This is a genomic window from Caballeronia sp. GAFFF2, assembly GCF_023631485.1.
Classification (GTDB): Bacteria; Pseudomonadota; Gammaproteobacteria; order Burkholderiales; family Burkholderiaceae; genus Caballeronia.
This window is the reverse complement of sequence record NZ_JALQDA010000006.1, coordinates 24,807-50,149: the sequence shown is the minus strand read 5'-3', so window position 1 is coordinate 50,149 and position 25,343 is coordinate 24,807. Positions and strand designations below refer to the sequence as shown.

Sequence of the window (25,343 nt, the reverse complement as noted above, 5' to 3'; positions counted from 1 at the left end):
TTGATGTTGCTGATGTCGCTCGTATTCTGCGCGATATCCGACGAGTTCTGCGCAACGTTGGTTTTCAGCGACGAGATATCAGACGTGTTTTGAGCAACGTTCGTGTTCAGCGCCGCGATGTCGGACGTGTTCTGCGCAATGTTGGACGTGTTTTGTGCCACGTTCTGGTTCGTAGCGTAGAGCTGCGAGCCGTTGATTGCATCTAGACTCGATGCGGAAATGGCGCCAGGAGCAACGCCCGTGACCGTGCGAGCGCCCTGCGAGCCCGTCATATCGACAACGGTACCGTTCGTGGACTTTGCCACGGTGATAGTGCGTGTCGTCGGGTCTTGCTGAACCAAGCCGAGTGTGCCGTTTGTGAGTCCGGTGTTGAGGTTCGCGATGTCGGCTGTGTTTTGCGTCACGTTCGAGTTGAGCTTGCCCAACGCTGCATCGACCGTACCGAAAGCCGTGCCGACGTCGGTAGCGGCGCCAGACGTACCATTGATCGAGTTTGCGTTCGTCAGCGCGAAGCTGGGAGCCGAAATCGTGCCGTCGCTATTCAGGGCAGAACCGCCGCCAATCGCCTTTGCCGTGCTTTGTGCGGTGTTCTTCAACTGCCCGAAATTCACCGAATCCGTATTCGCCGTGCCAGCTGCAAGATTGGTTACCTTGCCATTGTTGAGTTGAATATTGGCGCCCGTTTTCGAAACGGTCAGCGCGTTGTTATTAGAATCGGCGCCATTGATAAACTGATAACCCCCGACAGAGATAGAAGCATTCGCGATCGAAACTGAGCCCGTTTGGGTAACTGTGTTGTAACCGGCAGTGGCAGACGTGCCGCAATTTTCCATGCCAACGGTTGTTACGGCTTGACCCGACAGAAATTGACACTGGCCCGGATCAGGCGTACCAAAGTCCATGTCATTGACGATCAATGGTGCAGTAACAGCTGACGCCGTCATCGGCAATGCAATTGCAACAGCGCCTGCAGCGAGAGCGGCGGGCATTACTTTTTTGATCAGGCGCGATTGCAGTTTCGAGGGACGAAGAACTTTGTTCATGAATAAACCTAAGAGTAAAAATCGAATGCGATAAAACACTGCTTTGCACGAGAATTCGTTCAAAGCAAAAAAGGATCGCGAGTTAAAAACGAATCAAAGAGAGCAATGTCACCGAATAGGCGCAGCCGACGTTGACAGTTGCAAGCATTAGGGGTCTCGTTGATTTAACTGCCTTGAAGCACGTCGATCAATCGAAACTAGCTCGCCTGCAGTGAGACGAAATTTACGGCAATTTGTTGTCAGGAGACATAAGCGCGCTCCTAATGTCTGCCGATGTCAATAGACTTACGTCTAACCGATAGAAAATCAGGTCTGAAACGAGTAATTAATTGTGTGGATTTGAAAAGATCCTGTGTTACCGCATTACAGCTTTCCTTCAAATCGCTAACTTGGTTGTTCTTCATTCCGGCGATCGCGTTTGAACAAACCGGAGAAGAATCGGAATTTGGAATTCTTTTTAAACAACGACGGCGCCTAAAGGCGGACGCTGTTTGGCCTGCTAGCGCAGCCCAACGCCCTATGCGCCCATCAGCGCATGACGATCCGATAGGGACCAGCGCGTGAAACTCAAAACGTGACCACGACTCGAAGTCCGCCTGCGACGGACGCTCCAAGGTGAACAGCCGCCCCATGCTGATCCGCAATCCGCCGCACGATGGCAAGCCCAAGCCCGCTGCCCGCCACATCCGTACGCGCGCGGTCCACGCTTTCGCCCACGCGATAAAACCGGTCGAATACTCTTTCTCGTTCGTTCTCTGGAATGCCCGGCCCGGAATCCGCGATTTCGACGACTGGATGTCCATCTTTTATTTTTAAGCAGACATCCACGCGGCCGCCGCGCGGCGTGTATTTCGTCGCGTTATCGATGAGATTGTTGAACATCACGCGCAATGAATCCGCGTCGCCCGTCACGGTGGCGGGCTCGCTTGCCTCGATGCCGAGGTCCACGCCGCGCTCCTGCGCCACGAGCACGTAACCGCGCACGCACGTTTCGAGCAACGCGGCCAGATCGACTTTCGTCGCCACGCCCTTGCCGTCCGGCTCCGAGCGCGCGAGCGCAAGCAACTGCTCCGCGAGCCGCGTGGCGCGCGCGATGCCTTCGTGCAAATCGAGCAACGCCTCGCGCCGCGATGCGTCGTCCTGCGCGCGCGCCACGAGCTGCGCCTGAATCTGCACGGCGGCAAGCGGCGTGCGCAACTCGTGCGCGGCATCGGCGACGAAGGCTTTTTGCGTATCGAGCGCCGTCGACAAACGCGCCAGCAGCGCGTTCAGCGCCCGCACGACCGGCTGCACTTCCTGCGGCAAGCGTTGATTGGGAAGCGGATCGAGTGCTTCGGGATGCCGTGTATCGAGCGCGCTCGTCACACGCTGCAAGGGCGCAAGCCCGCGTCCGACGATCACCCAGATCGCAAGCCCGAGCAGCGGCAGCAACAGGACCAGCGGCCACAACGTGCGCCACGCGACGCCCGCCGCGACGCGGTTGCGTATCGAAAGCGGCTGCGCAAGTTGCACGACGTTGTCGCCGACGATCGCGCTATACACGCGCCACTCGCCGCGCGCCGTCATTTCCGTCGAGAAGCCGAGTTCGGCGTGCGGCGCGAGCGGCACGCGCGGATGCGAGTAGTACATCAGCACGCCGTTGCGATTCCAGATCTGGATGACGACGCCCTCGTCGCTTTCGCTGCGCGACGTGAGCACCGACGAAAACGGCTCCGAAGGCAGCGCCGCCGCGATCTGCTGCAATTGATAATCGAAGAGTTCGTTGGCTTCGGCGAGCGCCTGCCGGTAGATGAGCCATCCGGCAAAGCCCACGCCGACAATCACGAGCGCGAGCAGCCAGATGAGCAATTGCCGGCGGATGGACCGCATCAGGCGTCCTTCGCGACCATGTAGCCCAAGCCGCGCACGTTGCGAATGAGGTCCGCGCCGAGCTTCTTGCGCAGCGAGTGGATGTAGACCTCGACCGTATTGCTGCCGATTTCTTCACCCCAGCCGTAGATTTTCTCTTCGAGCTGACTCTTCGAGAGCACGGCGCCCGGACGCGCCATCAACGCTTCGAGCAACGCGAATTCGCGCGCCGAGAGCGCGACAGGCGCGCCCGCGAGCGTCACCTGATGCCCGACCGGGTCGAGCGTGAGTTGACCATGACGCACGAGCGATTCGCCGCGTCCCGCATGACGACGGATGAGCGCCCGCATGCGTGCGCCGAGTTCGTCGAGATCGAAGGGCTTGACGAGGTAATCGTCGGCGCCGGCATCGAGTCCTTTCACGCGATCGGCAATGGCGTCCCGCGCCGTCACGATCAGCACCGGCAATGCGTTCGCACGCGCGCGCAGCGTCCTGAGAACGTCGATGCCATCGCGCTTGGGCAAGCCGAGGTCTAGCAGCATCAGGTCGTAGGGCTCGCCGCCGACGGCCGTCAGCGCGGCCTCGCCGTCCTGCACCCAGTCGACCGCGAAGCCGTCCGCGCGCAGCGCCTTGCGCACACCTTCGGCGATCATCCGGTCATCTTCGACTAGCAGGATTCGCATGGCATCTCGTCTTCGTGGTGGGGAGACCGGCTTTGAAAGTCGTAGCCATTCTAGCTTTGCCGGGCGCGGGCAGGCTTAAGCAAGGCTTAATGGGTGGATGTGATGGATCTTGCAGGGTGCTGGAATCTATGACGCTCAATCACGCGATGTGACGAGGGGCGCGCTTGCTCGCCGCCCTTGGCCAGCCGACAAACCCCTATTCGTACGATTTTCGCAAGCCAGCTTGTCTACAATGAGCTTTTCGCCCGTGTGGGCTTCGCCTAACAACATCAAAAGCACGCCCATGCCGCTTGTCTCGCTCGTTTCTCGCTGTTCGTCGTTTGCACTCGCCGCCGCAATCGGCTTTGCCGCCATCGCTCACATGCCCGAAGCACAAGCGCGTGGCGGCTCGAAGTCCGAATCGCAAGCGCAGGCGCCCGAGCGCGCGGCGCATGGCGGCGCGAAGGCAAAACGCGCAGGCAAGGCGTCCAGAGCCGAGAAAGCCCTCGCCGCACGAGAACGCGTGCCCGCCGGGCCACTGCCCGCACCGGTCATGGCGGCGCTCGCTCACGCGCACATCCCGCTTTCGTCGATGAGCGTAGTCGTGCAACGTATCGGCGCGCCCGTGCCGCTCGTGACGATCAACGCGGACCGGCCGATGCTCCCCGCATCGACGATGAAGCTCGTCACGACTTACTCGGGCCTCTCGCTGCTCGGCCCCGACTATCGCTGGAAAACCACCGCCTACGCCGATGGCGATGTCGACGCACAAGGCGTGCTGCACGGCAATCTCTACATTCAGGGCACGGGTGACCCGAAGCTCGTGCCGGAAGAACTGATCGATCTCGTCGATCAGATACGCAAGAACGGCATCACGGGAATCGATGGCGCGCTCGTGCTCGACAAGCGCTATTTCGACGCCTCCACGCGCGATCTGCCCGCGTTCGATAACGACGATGCCGCGCCCTACAACGTCGGTCCCGATCCGTTGCTCTACGCGTTCAAGTCGCTTACCTTCACGCTCACGCCGAATCCGGACGGGCAGGTATCCATCGACGTATTGCCGCAACTGGCGCAACTGCAGATCGACAACGAATTGCGCGTGACGCGCGGCGCGTGCGCGGGCACGTTGCCGTCCGCATCGCCGAGCGTGGCGCAGACGCAGGGCGGCTTCGTGCAGGCGTCGTTCATCGGCGACTATCCGTTGCGCTGCGGCTCGCGCACCATCAACGTCGCCGCGCTCGACCATTCGACGTTCTTCGCAGGCGGCTTCCTCGCGCTGTGGAAGCAGGCGGGCGGCACGTTTCAGGGCGCCACGCGCGAAGGCCCGACGCCTTCGTCGGCGCGGCTCGTCGGTACGCATCGCAGCCCGGTGCTGTCGGATATCGTGCGCGACATCAACAAGTTCAGTAACAACGTGATGGCGCGAAATCTGTTTCTGACCATCGGCGCGGCGCAACTGAAACCGCCCGCGACGACCGCCAAATCCTCGCAGGCCATCCAGACGTTTCTCAAGAAAAGCGCCCTGCCAATGGCCGGTCTCGTGCTCGACAACGGCTCCGGACTCTCGCGCGACGAAACCATCTCCGCGCTCTCCCTTGCCGACCTTCTGCAAGCGGCGAACGCGAGTCCGGTCGCGCAAGTGTTCGTCGAATCGCTGCCCATTGCCGGCGTGGACGGCACCATGCGCAACCGCCTGACCAACGCGGGCGCGTTCGGCAATGCGCACATCAAGACCGGCACCTTGCGCGATGTCCGGGCGATCGCGGGCTACGTCGGCGCGGCCAATGGCGAGAGTTATGTCGTGGTGAGCTTCATCAACGATCCGCGCGCCGAGGCAGCGCGCGCCGCGCACGACGCGCTCCTCGAATGGGTGTACGAAGGCGCGCGCAAGCCGGGCATCGAAGACTGAACGCGCGTTGCGCCAAGCATAGGAGGCAGGCGCGACGCAATTGAGCCAAACCCGCGCCCGGCAAGGCGGACCGAAGATTTCTTCTACGAAGACCGCCCGCGCCTGCACGCGCGCCGTGTACGCTGTCGGGCACGCATGACGGAAGGATGACTCGACCACCTTCGTGATGCACAATTCGTTCGAGCGCACGCGCGTATCGAGGCGCACGCCGGACGAAACGCAGACAGACACGCGGGCCAACACAAGGCACACGCGCTGCGGATTCAAACAGATAACACCGAAAATTGGAGACGAGGTCCATGAAGAAGCAACTCTCGACGCGCGCCGCCCTGGTGCGCTACGCCCGAATCGCCACGGCGAGCGCCGCTTTCGCCCTGATTGCCGCGTGCGGCGGCGGTGGCGACGACAACAACAATTCGTTGCCGCCGGGCGGTGTCAAACTGCAAGTCGTCTCTTTCGGCGATAGCCTCTCCGACGTCGGCACCTACGCGCCGGTGGCGGCGGCCAACTTCGGCGGCGGCCGCTTCACGACGAATCCCGGTCAGGTGTGGGTTCAGGATGTCGCGCAATACTACGGCGACACGCTCACGCCCGCGATGACCGGTGGCTTCGGCACGCCACCCCAGGCGCAATCGGGGCTCGGCTACGCGCAGGGCGGATCGCGCGTGACCAATCCTATCGGCGTGAGTCATGCGACGACCGATCCCGCCAATTACACGGGCGCGCTGACGGTGCCGGTGGCGCAACAGGTGACGAACTATCTGGCGTCGCACGGGAGCTTCAATTCGAATCAGCTCGTCATCGTCAATGGCGGCGCGAACGATATCCTGTACAACCTCACGGCCGTGCAGGCAGGACAGATGACGCCAGCGCAGGCGACCACCGCCATCGTGCAATCGGCGATCGATCTGGCGGGCGTCATCGGCTCGGTGCTGCAGCATGGTGCGACGCACGTGCTGGTGTCGAACGTACCGGATATCGGCACCACGCCGCAGGGCATGATGAGCAACGCGGCCGTCAAGGCGCTGCTGACGCAGGCATCGCTTGGCTTCAATCAGGCGCTTGCCGCCGCGTTGACGCAATCGGGCCTGATGTCGAAGGTGATTTATCTGGATATCGTGCCGGCGCTCGCCAATATCACGGCCAACTTCGGGCAGTTCGGATTCACGGTGTCGAATACCGGCACGGCGTGCAATCTGCAGGCGATGGCCGCGGCAGCAGCGGCTTTCGGCGAGCCGAATCCGCAAGCATTCGCCACCTCGCTTTTCTGCTCGCCGCAGAACTACACGGTGGCCAACGCGGATCAACTTTATATGTACGCGGACACCGTGCACCCGACGACGCATCTGCATGCGCTGTATGCGCAGACAGCCGAGCAAAAGGTCGCGGCGGCGGGGTTGGGTAAGTAGTCCGGTTTATTGGAAGTCGGCGAGCCGCCCGGAGATGGTCTTCCGGGCGGTTTCTTTTTGCCGTGGACAATCCTTCGCGTCGCTGTCGAAGCGAACATGAGCGAGCTAAGCGCCTTCCCCTTCGAATGCCGCCGCCGCTCTTCCCAGCCGGTCATTCACCGCGATCCACTCGACCGATTCCGGCAGCTTCTCGATGAGAATGCGTTCGACATTCGCCCGATCCAGCGCCCGCAGCAAGCCATACAACTCCCGCGCGTAACTCTGCGGGTCTTCAGGTGCAGCCACGAAGTGCACGCCGGAATCGCGCGCCCAATCGCCTGCGCTCGACGCACGCGCCACCAGCGCGATTTTCTTGTCACGCGCATTGGCACGGGCCGCAACGAGGATCGGTTCGATCGCCGCGAAAGGCAGCAACGCGAGCGGCGTCCTCGGCGCGTAATGCGCCTTCAGCGTGCCCGAGGCGCGCGGCGCGGTGGCATCCGTTCCATCCGGCAATCTCGGCGCGACGCCGATCACATCCGCGATCTGCAGCGGACTCACGTGTCCCGGCCGCAACAAAGCGGGAAAGCCGCGCGATAAATCCAGAATCGTCGATTCGATTCCCACTTGCGCCGTCCCGCCATCGAGCACATGAACGCTCGCGCCGAATTCATCGCGAACATGTTGTGCGCTCGTCGGACTTACGTGTCCAAAGCGATTCGCCGAAGGCCCCGCCACGCCGCCTTGCTTGCCCGTTCCGCTGCGTAAAACGTGAAAGGCCGACAACAGCCGCTGCGCCACCGGATGCGACGGGCAACGAATGCCCACCGAATCCTGCCCGCCGCTCACCGCCGCCGGAATATGCTCCGCGCGCTTGAGGATGAGCGTCAAGGGTCCGGGCCAGAAGGCGTCGATGAGCTTTTGTGCATCCGCCGGCAACGCGCTTACCCAATAGCCTGGATCGGCTTCGGGCGCGAGATGCACGATCACCGGATGATTTGCCGGCCTGCCCTTCGCGGCATAGATGCGCGCGATGGCTTCGGGATTCTCGGCATCGCCGCCGAGGCCGTAGACCGTTTCAGTCGGAAACGCGACGAGTTCGCCTGCGTCGAGCAGGGCCGCTGCTTCGTCGATCTGCGCGGCGCTCGGATGGATGATGGTCATTGCCTTACTGCTTCAAGTCTTTCAATCGAGCGCGATATGCAACATGCGCGCACAGTCGCGCGCCGCCGTGCGCGCCTCTTCCAGCGTCGCCGCCGTGAAGTTGATGTGGCCCATCTTGCGGCCATGGCGCGCTTCTTCCTTGCCGTACAGATGCAGGCGCGCAGCCGGCATTGCCACGACGTCGGTCCAGGCGGGAGCACGTTGCTTGTCGCCGTTAAACCAGATATCGCCAAGCAGATTCAGCATTGCAGCTGGTGAATGCTGGCGCGTATCGCCGAGCGGCATGCCGGTCATCGCGCGGACTTGCTGTTCGAACTGGCTCGTGGCGCAGGCATCGACCGTGTAATGGCCGGAATTGTGCGGACGCGGCGCCATTTCATTGGCGATGAGGGTTCCGTCTTCCAGCACGAAGAATTCGACGCACAACACGCCGACATAGCCCAGCTTTGCCGCGATGGTCAACGCCGAATCCTGCGCTTGCGCGACGAGCGCGGCGGGCGCATCGGGCGCAGGCACGACGGTCTTTGCCAGAATGCCGCCGACATGCGAATTCTGCGCAAGCGGGAACACGGCCGACTTGCCGTCGCCGCCACGCGCGATCAGCACGGACACTTCGTACTTCAACGGCATGCGTTTTTCGAGCACGCACGGCACGCCCGAAAGCGAGCCATACGCGTTCCGCACTTCCTGCACGTTGCGCACGCTCACCTGTCCCTTGCCGTCATAGCCAAGGCGCGCGGTCTTGAGAATGCCGGGCAGCACTGCCGCGATCTTCTCGTCCGACAACGCCGCGAGCGCTTCCGGCGATTCAATCACCACGTGCGGCGCGACCGGCACGCCCGCCTCGGCGATGAACCGCTTTTCCGCAACGCGATCCTGCGCAATTGCCACGCAACTCGCCGCCGGGCTCACGAACGTGCACGAAGCGAGGAATTCGAGACTTGCCGACGGCACATTCTCGAACTCGGTGGAAACCGCCGCGCACAAGCGGCCGAGTTCGGTGAGCGCGGCCTTGTCTTCGTAACCGGCGCGGATGTGACGATCAGCGACCGCGCCCGCCGGACTCGTCTGGTCAGGATCGAGCACGGCGACGCGGTAGCCCATCGACTGCGCGGCAAAGCAGAACATGCGGCCGAGCTGGCCGCCGCCGACCATGCCGAGCCACGCGCCGGGCAGGATGGGTGAGTTCGGGGATTTGTTTGGGTTCATCGTGGGCTGGGGCTTGCCGGGACTGATTTGCTGGTTTGATTTCCAGACGCCGCGCAACTGGGCGCGCGGCATCGCACTTCAAAGCTTCGACGTTTCAACGCTTCAGAGCGGAGGCAGCGCCATATCGCGCGCGGCCTGGTTCTGCTTCACACGGAACGCGGCCAGCGCTTCGGCGTAACGCGCATTGGTCACGCTCAGAATGGACACCGCGAAGAGCGCCGCGTTCGCCGCGCCCGCCTCGCCGATGGCGAAGGTCGCGACCGGCACGCCCTTGGGCATCTGCACGATGGAATGCAGCGAATCCACGCCCTTCAGATACTTGCTCGCCACCGGCACGCCGAGCACCGGCACCGTGGTCTTGGCGGCCAGCATGCCCGGCAGATGCGCCGCGCCGCCCGCGCCCGCGATGATCGCCTGCACGCCGCGCGCGCGCGCGCTTTCGGCATAACCGAACATCTCGTCCGGCATGCGATGCGCGGACACCACCTTCGCTTCATAAGGCACGCCGAATTCCTGCAAGATCGCGACGGCGTGCTTCATGACGTCCCAGTCGGAGCTGGAACCCATCAACACGCCGACGAGCGGCGCATCGTGCGAATGCGCTCCGGTCTGTACTTCGCTCATTTAGCTGCTTTCCTTGGGCGTTGGTTCGGGCGCGCCGTCATCTCTTCCAAATGACCGCGCGCGATACGGGTGTTATGCGAGCGTCTGCCCGGTCAGGCGCTGCAACGCTTCCTGATACTTCTCGGCGGTCTTGGCGACGACTTCGTCGGGCAGCTTCGGCGCGGGCGGTTCCTTCTTCCACGGCTGCGTTTCGAGCCAGTCGCGCACGAACTGCTTGTCGAACGACGGCGGGTTCGTGCCGACCTGATAGCCGTCGGCCGGCCAGAAGCGCGAGGAGTCGGCGGTGAGCACTTCGTCCATCAGAAACAGCTCGCCCTTGTTGTCGAGGCCGAACTCGAACTTGGTATCCGCGATGATGATGCCGCGCGTCGCCGCATACTCGGCGGCTTCCTTGTACAACTGAATGGAAATGCGGCGGATGGTGGCCGACAGTTCGGTGCCGATGCGCCGTTCCATGTCGTCGTACGTGATGTTCTCGTCGTGATGGCCCATTTCGGCCTTCGCGGCGGGCGTGAAAATGGGCTCGGGCAACTTCTGCGCGTTTTGCAGGCCGGGCGGCAATTCCACGCCGCAGACCGCGCCCGTCGCTTGATAGTCCTTCCAGCCGCTGCCCGCGAGATAGCCGCGCACGACCGCTTCCACCAAAATCGGTTCGAGCCGCTTCACCACGACCGCGCGGCCCGTCACCTGCGCCACCTCGTCCGGCGCGACGACGCTCGCCGGATCGATACCCGTATTGTGATTCGGCACGATATGACCGAGCTTCTCGAACCAGAAGTCGGCCATCTGATTGAGCACTCGGCCCTTGTTCGGAATCGGCTCGCCCATGACGACGTCGAATGCGGAGAGGCGGTCGGTCGTAACGATCAGGAGCTTGTCCTGACCGACGGCATAGTTGTCGCGAACCTTGCCGCGGCCGAGCAGCGGCAGCGATTTGATCGTGGATTCGTATAGCGTGGACATCGTCATGGTCCGAAGAGGTACGGAGAAATGTTGACCGCCGCTCAGGTTGCCATGAGCGGCGAAAAAGAAATGGGAACGGGTCCCGTCGCCGGAACCCGTTGATTTTACTTTACAAATAACGCCTGGCTCGGATCAGGCTGAATTCGCGCTCATCCGAAAGCGTTTTTTTGCTTGCGCGCGCTCAGAAATGATCGCCGACGCGCACGATCTTCAGCGTGTTGGTGCCGCCCGCCGCGCCCATCGGCTCACCGACGGTGAGCACGACCATGTCGCCGCGCGCCGCGTATCCCTTCGACACGACCACTTCCAGCGCCTGATTGAGCGCGTCGTCGCGGTCCATGTTGGTATCGAGATGCAACGGCGTGACATTGCGATACAGCGACATCGTGCGCTCGCTCGCCACGCGTGGCGTTAGCGCGAAGATCGGCACATGCGTCCAGTGACGCGACATCCACAGCGCGGTCGAACCGGATTCGGTCAGCGCCACGACCGCCTTTGCGCCGAGATGGAACGCCGTAAACAGCGCGCCCATGGCGATGGACTGGTCGATGCGCGTGAACGTGCGGTCGAGGAAATCGCGGTCCAGTTGCGACTCTTCCGACTTCTCGGCTTCGACGCAGATGGCGGCCATCGTCTCGATGGTCGTCACCGGATACTTGCCCGCCGCGGTTTCGGCCGAAAGCATCACGGCGTCAGTGCCGTCGAGCACGGCGTTGGCCACGTCCGACACTTCCGCGCGGGTCGGCACGGGCGCGTGGATCATGGATTCCATCATCTGCGTGGCGGTGATGACGAGCTTGTTCGACTCGCGCCCCATGCGGATCATGCGCTTTTGCAGCGCGGGCACGGCCGCGTTGCCCACCTCCACCGCGAGATCGCCGCGCGCGACCATGATGCCGTCCGACGCATCCAGAATGCCTTGCAGCGCCGGAATGGCTTCGGCGCGCTCGATCTTCGCGATCATCTTCGGCTTGATGCCGTAAGGCGCGCCCGCGATGTTCGCGAGTTGACGCGCCATTTCCATGTCCGTCGCGTTTTTCGGGAACGACACCGCGACGAAATCCGCGCCGAGCGACATCGCCGTCTTGATGTCCTCCATGTCCTTCTCGGTCAGCGCCGGCGCCGTGAGTCCGCCGCCCTGCCGGTTGATGCCCTTGTTGTTCGACAACTCGCCGCCGACCTTCACGACCGTGTGAATCTCTTCGCCGATCACGCGCGTGACGTCGAGGACAATCAGGCCGTCGTTCAGCAGGAGCACGTCGCCGGCGCGCAAATCGCGCGGCAGGTCTTTGTAGTCGAGTCCGCAGCGCTCGTTGTTGCCGAGTTCGCAATTGGCGTCGAGCACGAAACTGTTGCCCGCGACGAGCATCGTCTTGTTGTTCTCGAACTTGCCGACGCGAATTTTTGGGCCTTGCAGGTCGGCCATGATGGCGACTTCGCGGCCCGTCTGGCGCGCGGCCTCGCGCACCCATTCGGCGCGCTGGCGATGATCGTCGGCGGTGCCGTGCGAAAAGTTGAAGCGAACGACGTCGAGCCCCGCTTGCATCATCTGCAGCAGGATCTCGGGACTGCTCGATGCCGGACCGATGGTGGCAACAATTTTGGTAGCGCGATGCATGGAATTCCTCGTCTCTGTAGGACCGCCCGTGACGCTGCGAGCACGTTGCGCCGACGGTGAGGTGTTGCTCACCGGTTGCGCGCGCGCGCCGGATCGTGCCGGCGTCGCTTTATCGATTTGCTTGATTGCATGAGCGGGCAAGCCGCCGATGATGACGGGCGCCGCCGTTGGTGCCGGCGATGCCGCGTCTTCGTTCTGCCTCGGTTGCTGATTCTGCGCGCGGGCTTCGCCGGACGACGGCTCGGTGTTCTGAGCCGCTTCGGCAATGGCCCGCGCCGCGAGCGCGGCGGCGTCGAGCTCGTCGCCCGATGCCCCGCCCGCCACTACATTTCTGATTCCGTCTTTTTGCGCGCCGCCGGCTTCCTGCGCGCCCTTCTTGCCTGCCTTCGCCGGATTTCCTCGGGTCGTCAAGACCTTAAGCCCGCGACTCGAGCACTTCGACCGCGGGCAGCGTCTTGCCTTCCAGGAATTCGAGGAACGCGCCGCCGCCGGTCGAGATGTAGCTCACCTTGTCGTAAATGTTGTACTTCGCGATGGCCGCGAGCGTGTCGCCGCCGCCCGCGATGGAGAATGCCGACGAACTCGCAATGGCCTGCGCCAGCGTCTTCGTGCCGTTGCCGAACTGGTCGAACTCGAACACGCCGACGGGGCCGTTCCATACGATCGTGCCCGCCGTTTCCAGTTGCGCGGCGAGCGCCTTCGCGGTGTCCGGACCAATATCGAGGATCAGGTCGTCGTCGGACACATCCGCGACGGGCTTGGTTTCGGCTTTCGCGGTCGCGGCGAATTCCTTCGCGGTGACGACATCGCTCGGAATAGGCACGGATGCGCCGCGCGTGCGCGCCTGATCGATGATTTCCTTCGCTTCGTCGACGAGATCGGCTTCGGCGAGCGACTTGCCGATTTTCAGGCCCGAGGCCAGCATGAACGTGTTGGCGATACCGCCGCCGACGATCAGTTGATCCACCTTCTCCGCCAGCGACTTCAGAATGGTCAGCTTGGTCGAAACCTTCGACCCGGCGACGATGGCGACGAGCGGACGCTTCGGGTTGCCGAGCGCCTTGCCGAGCGCATCGAGTTCGGCGGCGAGCAGCGGGCCCGCGCACGCGACCGGCGCGTACTTCGCGACGCCGTGCGTGGTTGCTTCCGCGCGATGTGCGGTGCCGAAGGCGTCGTTCACATAGATGTCGCAGAGTTTCGCGAGCTTTTGCGCGAGGCCGTCGTCGTTCTTCTTCTCGCCCTTGTTGCAGCGGCAATTTTCGAGCAGCACGACGTTGCCCGGCTGAACCTCGACGCCATCGACCCAGTTCGCGACGAGCGGCACGTCGCGGCCGAGCAATTCGGACAGACGCTTCGCGACGGGCGCGAGCGAGTCTTCCGGCTTGAACTGGCCTTCGGTCGGGCGGCCCAGATGGGACGTGACCATTACGGCAGCGCCTGCATCGAGCGCGGCCTCGATGGCCGGCACCGAGGCGCGCACGCGCGTGTCTTCGGTGATGTTGCCGGCATCGTCTTGCGGCACGTTCAGATCCGCGCGGATGAACACACGCTTGCCGGAGACTTTGCCTTCGGAGATGAGGTCGGTGAAACGCAATACTTTCGTCATGGGAGTCAACGTAGGTAGAAAAGCGGTTCGGGCGAGGAAGACCGGCTTGTGCCGGCCGGTTCGTGGGGTGGCCGCGTGACTTCGAGGACTTCTTGGAGCCGTGGCAACGACACGCGGATCATGCCGGAGGCGAAGGCCGCGCGAGCGGGCCGAACGCGCGGGCAAAACAGGCAATACGAGGAACCGGGAAAGCAGGAGATCGAAGGAACAGACAGGCGGCGGCGCTTAGATACAAGCACATGCCGGGCGCGCTCCGTTGAGGCGGTGAGCTTGGGAACCGTTGCGCGGTGACTGCCGGACACACTCTCGACCTCGCTTGATGCAACAGGAAAGACCAGCATTTTAACCGATAGCACCGGATGCTTTTAGCGGCCAATCCATGATGACGCGTATTTGGCCGCTTCCAACCGATGCGCCGGGCGCTGGCTCCACGCTGGTTTCGATCCCGCGCGTAATCCGCGCGCAATACCGCGACGAAAGGAAACTTTGCCGGCAACTTGGCGGCGAAAGGAAAATTATAGCGTCGTGAAAGCCGCTTCGAGATCGGTTCCGTCGCGAAATCACGCTAAAATAACGGTCTTTCGCCGCCTTTCGGCCAGCGCCGCACTCATGCCGAACTAAGGCGCCAAGCCCCGCATTCACTGAACGAGACAGCTAGGAGAACCGTATGTCAATGGCCGACCGCGACGGCAAGATCTGGATGGATGGCAAGCTGGTCGACTGGCGTGACGCCAATATCCACGTTCTGACCCATACCTTGCACTACGGCATGGGCGTGTTCGAAGGCGTGCGCGCATACAAGACGTCACAAGGCACGGCCATTTTCCGCCTGAAGGAACACACCAAGCGTCTCTTCAATTCGGCCAAGATCTTTCAGATGGAAGTGCCGTTCGACCAGGCCACCATCGAAGCCGCGCAGCTCGAAGTCGTGCGCGAGAACAAGCTCGAATCCTGCTATATCCGCCCGATCATCTGGGTCGGCTCGGAAAAGCTCGGCGTGTCGGCCAAGGGCAACACCATTCACGTGGCCATTGCTGCGTGGCCGTGGGGCGCGTATTTGGGCGAAGACGGCATCGCGAAGGGTATTCGCGTCAAGACCTCGTCGTTCACGCGCCATCACGTCAACGTGTCGATGGTGCGCGCCAAGGCCTCCGGCTGGTACGTGAACTCCATCCTCGCGAATCAGGAAGCCATCACCGACGGCTACGACGAAGCCCTTCTGCTCGACGTGGACGGCTATGTCTCCGAAGGCTCCGGCGAGAACTTCTTCCTCGTCAACAACGGCAAGCTGTACACGCCGGACCTGGCTTCGTGCCTCGACGGCATCACACGCGACACGGTCATCACGCTGGCGCGCGACTTCGGCATTCCGGTGATCGAAAAGCGCATTACGCGCGACGAGGTCTACACCTGCGACGAAGCGTTCTTCACCGGCACGGCCGCCGAAGTCACGCCCATTCGCGAACTCGACAACCGCACCATTGGCTCGGGCGCGCGCGGTCCCGTCACGGAGAAGCTGCAAAGCGCATTCTTCGACGTGGTCGGCGGCAAGAACGAGAAGTACGCAAGCTGGCTCGCCAAGGTTTAATGCAAGCTGCGGCGGGCGAGGTTTCAAGCGTCCCGCCGTGTCCCCGCACGCAACACAAGTCATTCAAAAGAGATTGCAATGAGCGACCTGAAGGAAATGCCGCTGGTTGAACTGTCGGCCAAGGACCTGCCCGCGTTCTGTCCGAATCCGAAGATGCAGCGCTGGAGCACGCATCCGCGCGTGTTTATCGACATCACGCACGGCGAAGCGCGTTGCCCGTATTGCGGCACGCGCTACAAGCTGAAAGACGGCGAAGTCATCAAGGGGCATTGAGCAGCCGCCCTCTTACGGAAGGCCGAAGCCACGCCTCGTGCCCGCTTCGGCCTTCGTCCAATGCGCGAATCGCAATCACACATTGCGCGCTCAAGCCCCTCACCCACATCAACCGACGACTCGCCATAAGCCGCGAGCCGCGTATATTTTGAGATCGGAAAACGACTGATGCGCCGCGCGCTGGTAATAGCACCGAACTGGATCGGTGACGCACTCATGGCGCAGCCGCTTTTCACGCTGTTGAGAAAGCTGCATCCGCGCATCGTGATCGATGCCGTCGCGCCCTCGTGGGTCGCGCCCGTGCTCGAACGCATGCCGGAAATTCACGACGTCTACGCCACCGACCTCGCCCACGGCAAGCTGCAACTGCTGCGCCGCTGGCAACTGGCGAGCGACCTGCGCGATGTCGGCTACGACGCCGCCTACGTGCTGCCCAATTCCGCGAAATCCGCGCTGCTGCCCTGGATGGCGGGCATCCGGCTGCGCATCGGTTACAAGGGCGAAAGCCGTTACGGTCTGCTCAACGTGCGGCATGCCAATCCGCCGAAGACCGAGCGTCCGCCGATGACCGTGCACTACGCCGCGCTCGCTTATGCGCCGGGCGCGAAGCTGCCGTTCGTCGACAAGTTTGCGCAACCGCAGCCCGAAGGCATCGAAAATCCCGCGCCAACGCTGCCCGTGCCGCGCCTGGAAAACGATCCGAACGAGTCCGCGCGTGTGTCGGCGCGCTTCAATCTCGATACGCGTACGCCGCTCGTCGTGTTTTGCCCCGGCGCGGAGTATGGTCCCGCCAAGCGCTGGCCGCCGGAGCATTTTGCGTCGCTGGCGCAGTTCGTCGCGCAGTCGTTTCCGTATGCGCGGATCATCGCGCTGGGATCGAATAAAGATTCCGCCGTCGCCGATGCCATCGCCGCCCGCGCACCGAATGTGCGCAACCTGTGCGGCCAGACATCGCTCGGCGAAGCATGCGCGTTGATCGCGCGAGCGAGCGCGGTGGTCACCAACGATTCCGGCCTCATGCACGTCGCGGCGGCCATGCGACGGCCGCTCGTCGCGGTGTACGGCTCGACCGACCCGCGCCACACGCCGCCCTTGTCCGATCTCGCAAAGGTACAATGGCTGCATCTTGAATGCAGTCCGTGCTTTGCCCGCGAGTGTCCGCTCGGCCATCTGAACTGCCTTCGCGAACTTTCCGCCGAACAGGTTTTCGGCGACTTGCGCGGCATGCTGCTCGCGCATCGTTGATATCTCGAAGATTGATCCGCTGCGACATCCGCTAGCGGTTCTCCGACGGCATCGACCCAAGTGTGCGGGCGCTCACACGCGAATGCCTCCGAACGGGGGCATGCTTTGACCAATGACCGATGCGGCGCTAGTCCGGCACTACGGGCGCGCGCCGTAACGAAAGCCTGAGACCCACGAGCCATGCCACGTTTCGCCCGCCTCTTCGAAGCCGCAGCCGACACCCTCAACGCTTATTACCAGGCTGTCGCGGACGCCAGCATCGACAGCGTGATGTCGTTGTGGATCGACGAGGAATTCGCCACGTGCATCTGCGCGGACGGCACGCATCTGCATGGCCTGCCGAGCATCCGCGCCGGGATCGGCAAGCAGTTCGAAGCGCAGGCGGTGACCATCGAGCCGCTCGATATCCGCGTGTACGACAGTCTCGGCACCGTCGTGTATGCGATCGCGGAGGCGCATCAGCCAGCCGGAACGGTGGCGCCGCGCATGGTGTTCACGACTTATGTGATGGTCCACGAACGCGGCGAATGGAAAATCGCGCACATTCACGCGAGCGAGATGCCGATGGAAACAGCCGGCCAGTTCGCAGTCAAGATGCGCCACGGTCAGGGGCCGCTGCACTAAAAAACGCGGCCCGGTTGCAGAGCAGCACTAAGAAGACGTATGTCGGGGAGTGGCCATGAAGCGCGATCCTTTGTTGAAACACGATTCGTCATTCGTGGATACGGGGCCCGCAGCGGCGCTTAAGGAAAGCGTGCAGGCAGCCGGGCGAACGCTCGGCGCGCCGGTTGCGGACTGGCTCTACAACGCGCCGCGCTGGCTGCCGACGAGCCACGCGCAGACCATCGTGCCGGCGCTCTTCGCGCGCAAGCCGGCGGTGCAATACCGGCGCGAACGCTGGACCACGCCGGATGGCGACTTCATCGATCTCGACTGGGTAGCCGACGAAGCACCCGCCGACGCCCCGCTCTTCGTGCTGTTTCACGGCCTCGAAGGCAGTTCGGACTCCCACTACGCCCGCACGATGATGGCCGCCGCTCAAGCGCGCGGCTGGCACGGCGTCGTGCCGCACTTTCGCACGTGTAGCGGAGCGCTCAATCTGCTGCCGCGGTTTTACCATCTCGCCGACAGCGCCGAAGTCGACTGGATTCTGCGACGCCTGCGCGCCAATCACGCGGGGCCGATCGTGGCGGCGGGCGTCTCGCTGGGCGGCAATGTGCTGCTGCACTGGCTGTGCGACCGCGGCGCCGAGGCTTCGTCGATCATCAGCGCGGCGGCCGCCATCTCCGCTCCGCTCGATGTTCACGCGGGCGGCGCAGCGATCTCGCAAGGCTTCGGCATGATCTACACACGCAGCTTTTTGAAGTCGCTCAAGCGCAAGGCGCTTGCGAAGCTCGGACAGTTTCCCGGCCTTTACGACCGCGACGCCGTACTCGCCGCGCGCACGCTGTACGAGTTCGACAACGTCGTGACCGCGCCGCTGCACGGCTTTCGCGATACCAACCACTATTGGTCGACCGCGACCACGCGCGCACATCTGAACCGCATCGCGGCGCCAGCGCTTATCCTCAACGCGCGTAACGATCCGTTCTTGCCCGAGTTCGCGTTGCCGTCGCAGGCGGAAGTGTCGTCGCGCGTCACGCTCGATCAGCCGAACCACGGCGGACATGTCGGCTTCATGACGGGGCCGTTTCCAGGGCGGATCGACTGGTTGTCGCAGCGTGTGTTCGGCTATTTGGAGAACTTCGTCGCTCATGGATGACATCGTCAGGCAGGCGCTTGCCAAATGGCCGAACGTGCCGCATTGCACGGGCTGGCTTCTGCTCGACCGACGCGGCCAGTGGCGCATGCGCGACGATGCCGCGCAAGCCGCGGGCGAACTCGGCAGTCCCATCCGGCATGAGGCGCTGATCGGCTTCATCAACCGCAATTACGAGCGCGACGACGAGGGTCAGTGGTTCTTCCAGAACGGTCCGCAGCGCGTGTATGTGGAGTTGGCTTATACGCCGTGGATCGTGCGGCTCGATGTATCGGCGGATGGTTCGTTGCAGCTGACCGATCAGGCGGGCGCGGCGTTCGAGCCGGAACAGGCGTGGATCGACGATGAAGGCGGTGTGTTGTTCGCCGATGCTTCCTCGCCGGCTCGCGTGGCCGCCTTGCACGATCATGATCTGGAGGTGCTGGCGGATCATGCTTCGCTGGATGAGGCTGCCTCGCCCGAGCACGGTGGCGTGTTTCATTGGCGCGGCGGCATTGATCTTCCCTTGCAGACGATCAGACGGACGGATGTCGGAGCGCGTTTTGGCTTTGTCGCGAGTCCGGCTGCGCGGGCTATTGGCGTGCAGGGTTAGAGGTTATCGGCGCACGGATCGTGTACGGTCGTGGCCAAGGTCGGGCGCTCGCTTAGAGCTACCCGTAGCCCGCCGCCGTTCAGCTGTTTTTCTCCTCCTCGCGCTCCTCCTTGTAGCGCGTTTCGAAATCGCGCAAACGCGCGGAGATCGTCGAGAGATCGTAGAAACTCGCGGTTTTCAGGTCGCGCGCTTCCTTTAGCTGCCGAATCGCGGATGGCCATGCGCCGTCGAGCGCGAATTTCTCGGCCATCGCCTGATGCTGGCTCAGCGGGTCGTTGAGGCCTGCGCTCGCCTGCGCGAGATAGAGCCACCAGTCGGGGCGTAACGGGTCGGCGCGCGTTTCCTGGCGCGCGAGCGATTGGGCATCGGCGTAGCGGTGCGCCGACAGCAAGGCTTGCAGATGGATATCGATCGCCGCGTGCGAGTCCGGCCAGCGCTTCTGCGCTATTTCCGCGAGGCGGATGGCGTCGTCGTTACGGCCGGCGCGGCGGGCGATATCGGCGGCTAGCACGTCGAGGCTAGGCGTGCTGCGGGGCGTTGCAGGCGCTGGCGGCTGCGGTGGCGCGGCGGGTTGTGGGCTCTGGCGCGGGATCGAGGTGCTCGTGACATGGACCGGCGGAAGCGGGATCGTGTTCTTCGAGGTCGGGGTGTTGGATGCGGTCGTGTGGCGGGAGTTGCTGTTCGCATCGGTGGTTGTCGCAGCGCCCGCGCGATTCGTCTCGGATGGGTTGTTTTGGTGGCTCGACGAATCTTTCTCTGCGGTTGAGACGTTTGCGGTTTTCAGGCCTTTTGCGTTTGGGTTGTTTGGGTTGTTTGGGTTGTTCGTGCTGCTCGTGCCGTTCGCCAGCGTCGCGCCGCCTGTGCTGACCGCGTTCTTGACGTTAAGCGAATTGTTCGTGCCGTGCCCGCCGTTCGCGCCGTTCGCGCTGTTTGCGTTGTTTGCGTTGTTTGCGTTGTTTGCGTTGTTTGCGTTGTTCGTGCTGCTCGTGCTGCTCGTGCCGTTCGCCAGCGTCGCGCCGCCTGTGCTGACCGCGTTCTTGACGTTGAGCGACTTGTTCGCGCTGTTCGCGCTGTTCGCGCTGTTCGCGCTGTTCGCGCTGTTTGCGCTGTTTGCGCTGTTTGCGTTGTTAGTGCTGCTCGTGCCGTTCGCCAGCGTCGCGCCGCCTGTGTTGACCGCGTTCTTGACGTTGAGCGAATTGTTCCCGCCGTTCGTGCCGTTCCCGCCGTTCCCGCCGTTCCCGCCGTTCCCGCCGTTCGCCAGCGTCGCGCCGTCTGTGTTGGCCGCGCTCTTGACGTCGAGCGGATTGTTCGGATTACTCGCGCGATTGCCGCTCCCCGAAAAGCTCAGCACATCGTGCGCACTACTGCCGAGCAGCGAAGACATGCCTTCCGATAACGCGACGCCATTCGTCCTTGCATCGGTGACGGCAGGCGCATGCCTCGTCTGTGCGGATCTCACGCCGTCGGCAGCGAGATTCAACCCGGCATCGACGGAAGCAGCCGCCTTCGCCGACGATGCCGTCCCACGCTGCGCCTTCAAACCCCGTGCGCCGCTAGCCGCATCCGCGCCGCCGATACTCTTCAACTCCTGCCGCGCCTGCGCCGATGCCACCGCCGCATTCGCCTCCTCGCCTTCGAACAGACGGCGCGACTTCGCGAGCGCATCGTTGGCGGCGTCGTAATCGCCGAGCAGCGACTGCGCGAGCGCGACGCCATACCAGTTCGCCGCCGGATTGAGCGCGGTCTGATCGCTGATCTCGGTCTTCAGCCGGCTCGCGACCTCGCGATAATCACTCGCATAATTGACCTGCAACACCCGCGCGCGCGCCCGCACGAACGCGTATTCGGGCGACTGACGCGGCTGGCGATACGGCACGCGCCGCGCACGATCCTCCATATCGGCGATGCGCTCGACGGTCAGCGGATGCGTGCGCGCATAAGGCGGCACGCCGTTGTCGGACATCGTCAGGCGGTCCAGACGCGCGAAAAACGCGGTCATCGCGTAGGGATCGTAGCCGGCGGCGGCGAGCATCTGAAAGCCGACGCGGTCCGCTTCGTGTTCCGCCGCGCGCGAAAATTTGAGCTGATTGTCGACGGCGAACGCCTGCCCGCCCATCGCGATACCCATGCCGAGATCGCCGCTGCGCGCCATCACGCCAGCGAGCAAGCCGGCGAGCATGGCAGCGAGCGCGGCATAGCCGCTCTTTTTCTGCGCGCCGATCATGCGCGCGATGTGCCGCTGCAGCACGTGCCCCATCTCATGACCGATGACCGACGCCAGTTCCGACTCGGTCTGCGTCGCGGAAATCAGCCCCGTGTTCACGCCGATGAAACCGCCGGGCATCGAGAACGCGTTGATTTGCGGATCGCGCACGGCGAACAGGTCGAAGTCCGGCCGATAGCCACCGAGGTACTGCGTCGCGGCGGCGGCGGAGAGCTTGGTGGCGATGGAATCGAGGTAATCGCGCATCAGCCAGTCGTCGAGATAGTCGGGGTCGGCGCGGACTTCGCGCATCATCCGTTCGCCGAGCGTGCGTTCGGCTTGCGGTGAAAGCGTGCCGCCGGAGCCATCGCCGAGATCGGGAAGCTGCACCGAGGACAAGGGCGCACGCAGGCCGCTCATTTCACCAGGCCGATTGGCGAAGCGGCTTTCGGCGCCGCCGTAGACGCCGAAGACGCCGTCGGCCAGGTTGGCGGGGGGTGAGGCGAGGACGGTGGTGGTGGTCGCGGTTGCCTTGGGCGTGGTTGCCGTTGCGGTTGCGGTTGCGGTTGCGGTTGCGGTTGCGGTTGCGGTTGCGGTTGCGGTTGCGGTTGCGGTTGCGGTTGTGGTGGGCGCGTTTGCGGTGGGCGCGTTTGCGGTGGGCGCGTTTGCGGTGGGCGCGGTTGTGGTGGGCGCGTTTGCGGTGGGCGCGGTGGCGGTGGGCGCGTTTGAGGTGCCGGCGTTTGCGGTGGTCGCGTTTGCGTTGGTCGCGTTTGCGGCGGTCGCATTTGCGGTGGTCGCATTTGCGTTGGTCGCGATTGCGGTGGTCGCGTTTGCGGTGGTCGCGTTTGCGGCGATCGCATTTGCGTTGGCCGCATTTGCGGTGGTCGCATTTGCGGTGGTCGCATTTGCGTTGGTCGCATTTGCGGTAATCGCATTTGCGGCGGTCACGTTCGCGGCGGTCGCCTTTGCAGCGCCCCTTGCGCCCGCCTTCGCCGAATCATCCACGCGAGCCACGGACGCACCAACCTGCGCCAACGCAACGGGCGGCATGGCGAGACTCAGGCACAGCACGAAAATGAGCGCACGGCTCGAACGTGTCAAATTCATGGCGCGAAACCGGCGTCGGCGAGCCGGTCAGCTTGATGACGAAAACAGGCTTATCGTATCAAGTGTTCGGCGCTCGGCGGTGGATTGAATCGGACCGAAGACGCCGTATCGCGCTGGTATGATGAGCGCCCGTTCGAAGGAGAGGCTATGTCCGGACTCACACATTTCGATGCCGCCGGCGAGGCGCACATGGTCGATGTCGGCGACAAGGGCGAGACACGCCGCATCGCCGTCGCGCGCGGTTCCATCGCCATGCTCGATGGCACGCTGGCGCTGATCCGCGAAGGCCGCGCGAAAAAAGGCGACGTGCTGGGCGTGGCGCGCATCGCCGCTATTCAGGGCGCGAAGCGCACGGCCGACCTGATTCCGCTGTGTCATCCACTTGCGCTGACGCGCGTGGCGGTGGATTTCAGCATCGACGAAACGCTACCTGGCGTGCACTGCGAAGTGCGTGTGGAAACGGTCGGGCGCACCGGCGTGGAAATGGAAGCGCTCACCGCCGTGCAGATCGGCTTGCTGACGATCTACGACATGTGCAAGGCGGTGGATCGCGGCATGACCATCAACAATGTGAAGGTGCTGGAGAAGCATGGCGGGAAGTCGGGGGATTGGGTGGCGACGTAGTCCTCGCGCCCGGAGCCGACGCCGACCTCACTCATCATCATCGTCATCATCGGCAGTGGCGCCCCCCACCCCCGGCTCTCCATACAACTTCACCAGATCCGCCTTGAAAGAAGCCAGCGGCTTCCCCGTCTCATCGATGAGCTGATAAACCGACGCCAGTTGCTTCGGCCAGTCATGAAGTTGGGTCGCGAAAATCTTGAGCTTCGCCATCGTGTCCAGCGCTTCGTCGCGCTGACCAGCAAGCGCCTGCAACACCGCATATCGCCGCAACACCGTCTCGCCCGGCAGTAACGCAATCGCCTTGCGATGCATCGCGAGCTTCTCTTCGAGGTTCTGCGCGTTGATCGGCACGAGCGTGGCCGCGCCGTATTCGCCCCACGCGGTGAAGAGGAACGAAGGATCGTCCCGATACTGCTCCGCCGGCCGCGATCCGTAGTAAAGCACCTCGGCCCGATGATAGTCGAGCATTACCGGATACAACGCCGCCAGCCCGCCCACCACGAGCACCACGTACACGCCGAACGACAACGGCTTCGCCACCAGCCGCAACGGCCGCGTCTCCAGCAAGCCGATCACGAGCATCGCCGGCATCAAAAAGAACATGTATTGCTGCGGATACTCAACCAACGCATGCATCAGCAGAACGCCAAGCAGCGAAAGCCCGAAAATGCGCGCGGGCGTCTGCGGCGCGCGCAGCACGCGAATCAGCCAGAAGACGAACCCCAGTACCAGAATGCCGAGGCCCAGCGCGCCCGTCTTCGCGAGCAAATCGATGAAGATGTCATGCGCATTGTTCGCGATCTCGACGCCGCCCAGCTCGCGCACCATGTCGAACTGATAGCGCGGAAACTCGCCCCAGCCGACGCCGAGGATGGGATGCGTATGGAACATCGTCCAGCCGTATTTCCACAACGCAAGGCGCGGCGCGATCTGATTGGCGTCTTGCATGCGCTCGGCGGCCGATTGCGCGAGGTCGAAGTGGAAGCGCACGTTGGCCCAGCGCACCGCCGCGTTCACCGCGAAGAACACGAGCGCGAGCACCACCGGCATGAGCCACGCGCGAAGATCGCGGCGGCCGGGTCCGTCGAAACCTTCCGCCGCTGCCGGCCGCCCCTGCACGAACGCCATCCAGAATCCGGCGACGACGATCACCGCCATCTGCAACCAGGGTCCGCGCGAAACGGTCAGCGCATGTCCTAGCGAAAACACCGCCGTCAGCGCGAGCCACACGATAACGGGCAAACGCCGCGTCTGCACGAAGTACAGCGCGCCCGCCATCGCGAAGGCGATCACCGTTGCGAGGTGATTCGCCTGCGCCATGTTGCCGAACGGCCGCCGCTCAGCCATCACGTTATAAGCGACGACAAACGGCGTGAACTTCACCTCCAGATGCAGCAACTGCACGATCTGGCAAAAGACCGCGAACGAACCGCCCGCCATGAGCGCGGCCGCGCCGATGCGCAACGCCTTCTCCGACAAACCCGCGCGCACGAGCCCGTAGCCGGTATGCACCGCGATGAACGAGGCGAGCAGATACGCGCCGCCGAGCCAGTTCATCGAAGGCTGCGATACCGGCAGCAACACCGTCTGCGCGATGAGCAGCACGCCGAACGCAAGCGGCATGAGCGCAACGACCGGCGAGGCGAACGACACGCGCGGCTCCGACACGCGCACGAGCAGCGCGACCGTCGCCCCGAGCGCCAAGTAAAGCGCCAGCGCGCTGTATTCGGCGTAGAAGGTCGGAATCGGGTACGTGTGGTTGACGACGCCAAACGGCAAGGTCAACGCAAGGCACAGAACGGCAAAACAAAGGTAGCGCGCGTATTGAGAAGGCATGAGGGGCTGTGAACGTCGGCAACCGGCGCACTATACAAAACTTTGCTGCCCATGTCCGGTACACAGCCCGATTTGCGAC

General features: G+C 63.4%; 19 protein-coding genes and 2 pseudogenes. 10 read left to right on the top strand and 11 right to left on the bottom strand.

Features of this window, described 5'->3' with window-relative positions; genetic code table 11:
- Window positions 1–125: 125 nt before the first annotated feature.
- The 3 genes and pseudogenes from NCT04_RS34835 to NCT04_RS02835 all read right to left on the bottom strand — a co-directional run.
- Window positions 126–833: pseudogene (locus NCT04_RS34835) on the bottom strand (hypothetical protein); the annotation flags it as partial.
- A 777-nt stretch (window positions 834–1,610) separates the two neighbouring features.
- Window positions 1,611–2,912: an ATP-binding protein gene (locus tag NCT04_RS02840; RefSeq protein ID WP_250463326.1), complete on the bottom strand. Its 1,302-nt coding sequence runs from the start codon at window positions 2,910–2,912 to the stop codon at window positions 1,611–1,613.
- Window positions 2,912–3,574, bottom strand: coding sequence for a response regulator (locus NCT04_RS02835; RefSeq protein ID WP_244827152.1), 663 nt, complete (start codon window positions 3,572–3,574; stop codon window positions 2,912–2,914). The genes NCT04_RS02840 and NCT04_RS02835 overlap by 1 nt, the downstream gene beginning before the upstream one ends.
- Window positions 3,575–3,935: 361 nt before the next feature.
- Here NCT04_RS02835 and dacB point away from each other — a divergent pair, with 361 nt between their 5' ends.
- Both dacB and NCT04_RS02825 read left to right on the top strand, forming a co-directional pair.
- Entirely contained in the window at window positions 3,936–5,465 is a 1,530-nt protein-coding gene (gene dacB, locus NCT04_RS02830; RefSeq protein WP_502800652.1) for a D-alanyl-D-alanine carboxypeptidase/D-alanyl-D-alanine endopeptidase, read from the top strand.
- Window positions 5,466–5,764: 299 nt separating this feature from the next.
- The gene (locus NCT04_RS02825; protein WP_250463320.1) at window positions 5,765–6,874 is read left to right on the top strand and encodes an SGNH/GDSL hydrolase family protein; all 1,110 of its coding nucleotides are present in this window, start codon (window positions 5,765–5,767) and stop codon (window positions 6,872–6,874) included.
- Window positions 6,875–6,979: 105 nt separating this feature from the next.
- Here NCT04_RS02825 and NCT04_RS02820 read toward each other — a convergent pair whose 3' ends face one another.
- The 6 genes from NCT04_RS02820 to NCT04_RS02795 form a co-directional block, all read right to left on the bottom strand.
- A complete protein-coding gene (locus NCT04_RS02820) occupies window positions 6,980–8,017 on the bottom strand; it encodes an L-threonylcarbamoyladenylate synthase (protein ID WP_250463317.1) in 1,038 nt (345 codons plus the stop codon).
- A 21-nt stretch (window positions 8,018–8,038) separates the two neighbouring features.
- A complete protein-coding gene (locus NCT04_RS02815) occupies window positions 8,039–9,226 on the bottom strand; it encodes a 5-(carboxyamino)imidazole ribonucleotide synthase (RefSeq protein ID WP_244827149.1) in 1,188 nt (395 codons plus the stop codon).
- A gap of 102 nt (window positions 9,227–9,328) precedes the next feature.
- Window positions 9,329–9,850 carry a 5-(carboxyamino)imidazole ribonucleotide mutase gene (purE, locus tag NCT04_RS02810; RefSeq protein ID WP_244827148.1) on the bottom strand — a complete coding sequence of 174 codons (522 nt, stop codon included), beginning with the start codon at window positions 9,848–9,850 and terminating at the stop codon, window positions 9,329–9,331.
- Window positions 9,851–9,922: 72 nt separating this feature from the next.
- A complete protein-coding gene (locus NCT04_RS02805) occupies window positions 9,923–10,813 on the bottom strand; it encodes a phosphoribosylaminoimidazolesuccinocarboxamide synthase (protein ID WP_244827147.1) in 891 nt (296 codons plus the stop codon).
- Between the two features lie 181 nt (window positions 10,814–10,994).
- Entirely contained in the window at window positions 10,995–12,503 is a 1,509-nt protein-coding gene (gene pyk, locus NCT04_RS02800; protein WP_370652122.1) for a pyruvate kinase, read from the bottom strand.
- A gap of 343 nt (window positions 12,504–12,846) precedes the next feature.
- Window positions 12,847–14,037, bottom strand: a complete 1,191-nt coding sequence (locus tag NCT04_RS02795; RefSeq protein WP_250463314.1) for a phosphoglycerate kinase — start codon at window positions 14,035–14,037, stop codon at window positions 12,847–12,849.
- A 667-nt stretch (window positions 14,038–14,704) separates the two neighbouring features.
- On the opposite strand from NCT04_RS02795, the gene NCT04_RS02790 reads away from it, so the two are divergent.
- The 6 genes from NCT04_RS02790 (at window position 14,705) to NCT04_RS02765 (ending at window position 19,494) form a co-directional block, all read left to right on the top strand.
- Window positions 14,705–15,625 (top strand): branched-chain amino acid transaminase, encoded by a 921-nt coding sequence (locus tag NCT04_RS02790; RefSeq protein ID WP_244827145.1) that lies wholly within the window; start codon window positions 14,705–14,707, stop codon window positions 15,623–15,625.
- 78 nt (window positions 15,626–15,703) lie between these two features.
- The gene (locus NCT04_RS02785; RefSeq protein WP_244827144.1) at window positions 15,704–15,898 is read left to right on the top strand and encodes a zinc-finger domain-containing protein; all 195 of its coding nucleotides are present in this window, start codon (window positions 15,704–15,706) and stop codon (window positions 15,896–15,898) included.
- 168 nt (window positions 15,899–16,066) lie between these two features.
- Window positions 16,067–17,143: a lipopolysaccharide heptosyltransferase II gene (gene waaF / locus NCT04_RS02780; protein ID WP_244827143.1), complete on the top strand. Its 1,077-nt coding sequence runs from the start codon at window positions 16,067–16,069 to the stop codon at window positions 17,141–17,143.
- 180 nt (window positions 17,144–17,323) lie between these two features.
- Window positions 17,324–17,767, top strand: coding sequence for a nuclear transport factor 2 family protein (locus tag NCT04_RS02775; RefSeq protein ID WP_244827142.1), 444 nt, complete (start codon window positions 17,324–17,326; stop codon window positions 17,765–17,767).
- A gap of 55 nt (window positions 17,768–17,822) precedes the next feature.
- Window positions 17,823–18,905 (top strand): YheT family hydrolase, encoded by a 1,083-nt coding sequence (locus tag NCT04_RS02770; protein WP_250463311.1) that lies wholly within the window; start codon window positions 17,823–17,825, stop codon window positions 18,903–18,905.
- A complete protein-coding gene (locus tag NCT04_RS02765; protein WP_250463308.1) occupies window positions 18,898–19,494 on the top strand; it encodes a DUF2946 family protein in 597 nt (198 codons plus the stop codon). The genes NCT04_RS02770 and NCT04_RS02765 overlap by 8 nt, the downstream gene beginning before the upstream one ends.
- 79 nt (window positions 19,495–19,573) lie before the next feature.
- On the opposite strand, the pseudogene NCT04_RS02760 reads toward NCT04_RS02765, so the two are convergent.
- Window positions 19,574–22,192, bottom strand: a pseudogene (locus NCT04_RS02760) (M48 family metalloprotease); the annotation flags it as partial.
- A gap of 2 nt (window positions 22,193–22,194) precedes the next feature.
- Here NCT04_RS02760 and NCT04_RS34620 point away from each other — a divergent pair.
- Window positions 22,195–22,626 carry a pentapeptide repeat-containing protein gene (locus tag NCT04_RS34620; protein ID WP_350029994.1) on the top strand — a complete coding sequence of 144 codons (432 nt, stop codon included), beginning with the start codon at window positions 22,195–22,197 and terminating at the stop codon, window positions 22,624–22,626.
- Between the two features lie 325 nt (window positions 22,627–22,951).
- Window positions 22,952–23,428: a cyclic pyranopterin monophosphate synthase MoaC gene (gene moaC, locus NCT04_RS02755; protein ID WP_244827139.1), complete on the top strand. Its 477-nt coding sequence runs from the start codon at window positions 22,952–22,954 to the stop codon at window positions 23,426–23,428.
- 27 nt (window positions 23,429–23,455) lie between these two features.
- Here moaC and NCT04_RS02750 read toward each other — a convergent pair whose 3' ends face one another.
- Window positions 23,456–25,264, bottom strand: coding sequence for a PglL family O-oligosaccharyltransferase (locus NCT04_RS02750; RefSeq protein ID WP_250463304.1), 1,809 nt, complete (start codon window positions 25,262–25,264; stop codon window positions 23,456–23,458).
- Window positions 25,265–25,343: the final 79 nt, after the last annotated feature.